4 protein-coding genes are annotated in these 3,285 nt (G+C 74.3%); 2 read left to right on the top strand and 2 right to left on the bottom strand.

Going from position 1 to position 3,285, the window contains the following annotated elements:
• A partial coding sequence (locus tag E1291_RS40450) for an ACT domain-containing protein (RefSeq protein WP_131743294.1) occupies nucleotides 1-418 on the bottom strand: 418 nt, incomplete at its 3' end.
• 190 nt (nucleotides 419-608) lie between these two features.
• Here E1291_RS40450 and grpE point away from each other — a divergent pair.
• Entirely contained in the window at nucleotides 609-1,508 is a 900-nt protein-coding gene (grpE, locus tag E1291_RS40455; protein ID WP_131743297.1) for a nucleotide exchange factor GrpE, read from the top strand.
• Between the two features lie 7 nt (nucleotides 1,509-1,515).
• Entirely contained in the window at nucleotides 1,516-3,099 is a 1,584-nt protein-coding gene (locus tag E1291_RS40460) for an Hsp70 family protein (RefSeq protein WP_131743295.1), read from the top strand.
• Here E1291_RS40460 and E1291_RS42940 read toward each other — a convergent pair.
• Nucleotides 3,092-3,285 (bottom strand): MFS transporter (locus tag E1291_RS42940; protein WP_165495538.1); only part of this gene is annotated, 194 nt, incomplete at its 5' end. The two genes, E1291_RS40460 and E1291_RS42940, sit on opposite strands and share 8 nt — an antisense overlap.

The raw sequence follows: 3,285 nt of genomic DNA on the forward strand, positions 1-3,285 counted from the left end.
CGGGGCCGCCGGGGCTGAGGTGCGCGAACCCCGCCGCGCCGCCCGCGCCGACCTCCGCCAGCCCCGCCCAGGCCGCGCTGAGGATCGCCGGGACCGCGTCGGCCAGGATCTCGGCGCCGCGCTCCGGGAACGCCGCGACCTGCCCGATCACGGCCGCGTCCGGGAACGCGCCGCGCGGCTCGCCCGTCGGCCAGATCCCCTCGACCGCCACGCCCGGCACCGAGCCGAGCCCGTCCCGCAGCCGCTCGACGCACGCGCCCGCGGGCCACAGGACGGTGAAGTCGTCCAGCGCCCGGCCGTCGCCGCGCTCGAGCACGGCCATCTGCACGACGTCCGCCCCCGCGGCGCCCAGGGTGCGCGCCACCCGCCCGAGCGACCCCGGGCGGTCCGGCAGGCGGACACGGATTCGTAGCGACATCGGCCACCTCCTGTATCCGGCTGACGACACCAGAATGGCCGGAATGCGTTTCCATGGTGTTACCCGCGCGTGTCGGCGCTGGGAAACCGGTGCTGGAACGTGAGGCAGGGGTCAAACTAGAGTCCATTGAAGGTCAACCACAGATCTACCGTCGCAAGCCGCCTCACCATTAAGGTAACTGCACGTGTCGATGGACCGGGATCGCCCAGTCAGCGACGGCCCTGGAAACGAGCCGGGGCCGGCGCCCGCCGCCGAGCCCGTCACCGTGCCCGTCCACGACCCCGCCGAACCCGGAGGGCCGGCCGCGCGGGATCGGGACGCGCCCGAGCGCGACACGGAGGGTGACGCGGAAGGCGGCACGACAGGCGGCGGAAGCGGCGCGGAGAACGGCACCGCGGACGGCGGCGGCGCCTTCCACGCCGAGGTCAGGGACGCCCTCGCCGGGCTCTCGGCCCGGCTCGACCGCGAGCACGAGCGCGCCGCGCACCGCGAGGCGGTCATCGACCGGCTGCACGAGGAGAACCAGCGGCTCCGCCGCGGCGAGCTGCACACCGTCCTCGAACCCGTCCGCGCCGCGCTGTTCCGCCTGCACGACCAGGCGCGCCGCGAGTCGGACCGGCTCACCGGAGCCGACGGCGGCGACCCGCCCGGCCCCCGGCAGACCGCGCTGCTACTGGAGGCGGTCGCCGACGACGTCGCCGACGCGCTCGCCCGCCTCGGGGTGGAGCGTTTCACCGCCGAGCCCGGCGACCCCTACGACCCGTCCCGGCACCGGCCGGTCGCGGTCACCGCCGTCTCCGAGCCCGCGCGGGACGGCACCGTGGTGACCGTCCAGTCCGACGGGTTCGAGCAGGGCGGCAGGATCCTGCGCAAGGCGGCGGTCAGCGTCGGCAGGCACGGCGGCGCGACGGGCGGCAAGGACCGCGACACGACCGGCGGCAAGGACCGCGGCACGACGGCCGGCACGACGGACGGTACGGGGGGCGACACGGCGGGCGACTCCGCGGCCGCCGTCAGGACCGGGTCAAGTCGCCACCGCGCGGCCGGGCGCGGCGAGACGATGAACACGGCACTCGGCACCGACAGGTGAGAGGGACATGGCTGTCTACGGGATCGACCTCGGAACCACGTACTCGTGCATTGCCTCCATCGACGATGTGGGACGGCCCGCGGTCCTGCGCAACCTGGAGGGCACCGACACCACCCCCTCGGTGGTGTACTTCGAGACCGGCGACAACGTCGTCGTCGGCGCCACGGCCAAGGACACCGCCGTCCTCGCCCCCGACCACGTCGTCAGCCTGGTCAAGCGCGACATGGGCCGGGACGTGACCCGTCCCATCCACGGGATCGACTTCACGCCCGAGGAGCTGTCGGCGTTCATCCTGCTGAAGCTCGCGACGGACGCGCGCACCACCACCGGCGAGGAGACCCGGGACGTGGTGATCACCGTCCCGGCCTACTTCGGCGCCGCCGAGCGCGACGCGACCCGCAAGGCGGGCCGGATCGCCGGGCTCAACGTCATCGACATCGTCTCCGAGCCGATCGCCGCGGCGATCACCTACGGCGTGCTGAACCCCGACGCCGACCGCACGATCCTGGTCTACGACCTCGGCGGCGGCACGTTCGACACCACGGTCATCGCGCTGCGCGGCGGGCACATCGAGGTGGTCTGCACCGACGGCGACCACGAGCTCGGCGGCGCCGACTGGGACGCGCGGCTCGTCGAGCACCTCGCCGAGCGGTTCCGCGCCGAGCATCCCGACGCCGGCGACCCCCTGGACGACAAGCAGACCGAGCAGCAGCTGCGCCGCGACGCCGAGGACGCCAAGAAGGCCCTCACCGCGCGGACCGCGCACACCGTCCGGGTCATGCACGGCGGCCGGGTCGCCTCCGTCGAGGTGACCCGCGAGCGGCTGGAGGAGCTGACCCGCGACCTCCTCGACCGCACCGTCGAGATCACCGGGCGGACCCTCGCGACCGCCGCCGACAAGGGCGTGCACGACTACGACGACCTCGTGCTGGTCGGCGGGTCCACCAAGATGCCGGTGGTCGCCGCCCGGCTGGAGACCGAGCTCGGCCTCGCGCCGCGGCTGCAGGACCCCGACCTCGCCGTCGCCAAGGGCGCCGCCCTGTACGCCTTCGAGGAGACCTACCGGCGCCTCGTCCGGGAGGGCGCCGCCGAGCGCGCCGAGGAGATGGCCAGCCGCGCGGGGCTGTCGGCCGAGCAGCGGCGGCAGATCGCGGGGCGGCAGATCAGGACCGTGGCCTCGCACGCGTTCGGCATCGTCGTCGTCGACCGCGACAGCGGCGCCGAGCACGTCGCGCACCTCGTCCACGCCAACGAGGAGCTGCCCGCCGCGACCACCGAGGACTTCTTCACCGTCTACGACGACCAGACCTCCGCCGACATCCGGGTGATGGAGCAGGCGGGCAGCGTCGAGTCGGCCGAGCTGCTGGACAACACCGAGATCGCCACCGGGGAGATCCGCGTCCCGCCGGGCAAGAAGGCCGGCTGGCCGATCGAGGTGACGTTCGCCCTCGACGCCTCCGGCCTGCTGAACGTCACCGCCGTGGAGAAGGAGACCGGCGAGCGGCTGGAGCTGAAGGTGGACGTCGGCGGCATGTCCGAGGAGGAGGTCGAGCGCTCCCGGAAGGCCCTCTCCCGGGTCCAGGTCAGCTGACGACGGGCGTCCCGTGACGTTCGACGACGACTACCGGCGGGAGGTGCTGGAACCCGCGCGGGCGGCGGGCGACCAGCCGCCCGAGGACCTGGACCGCGCGGGCGGCCATGAGCATCGCGGGCGTGACCGCGAGCCCGCCCGCCAGGCAGGCGAGGCCGAAGAGCAGCAGCCCGAAGACGAACAGGC

This window comes from Actinomadura roseirufa (assembly GCF_900659635.1).
In the GTDB taxonomy this organism is placed as follows: Bacteria; Actinomycetota; Actinomycetes; order Streptosporangiales; family Streptosporangiaceae; genus Spirillospora; species Spirillospora roseirufa.

What these genes read in the sequence shown, in the direction of transcription:
- grpE (WP_131743297.1), top strand. Translation starts at nt 609, where the DNA reads ATGGACCGGGATCGCCCAGTCAGCGACGGCCCTGGAAACGAGCCGGGG.
- E1291_RS40460 (WP_131743295.1), top strand. Translation starts at nt 1,516, where the DNA reads ATGGCTGTCTACGGGATCGACCTCGGAACCACGTACTCGTGCATTGCC.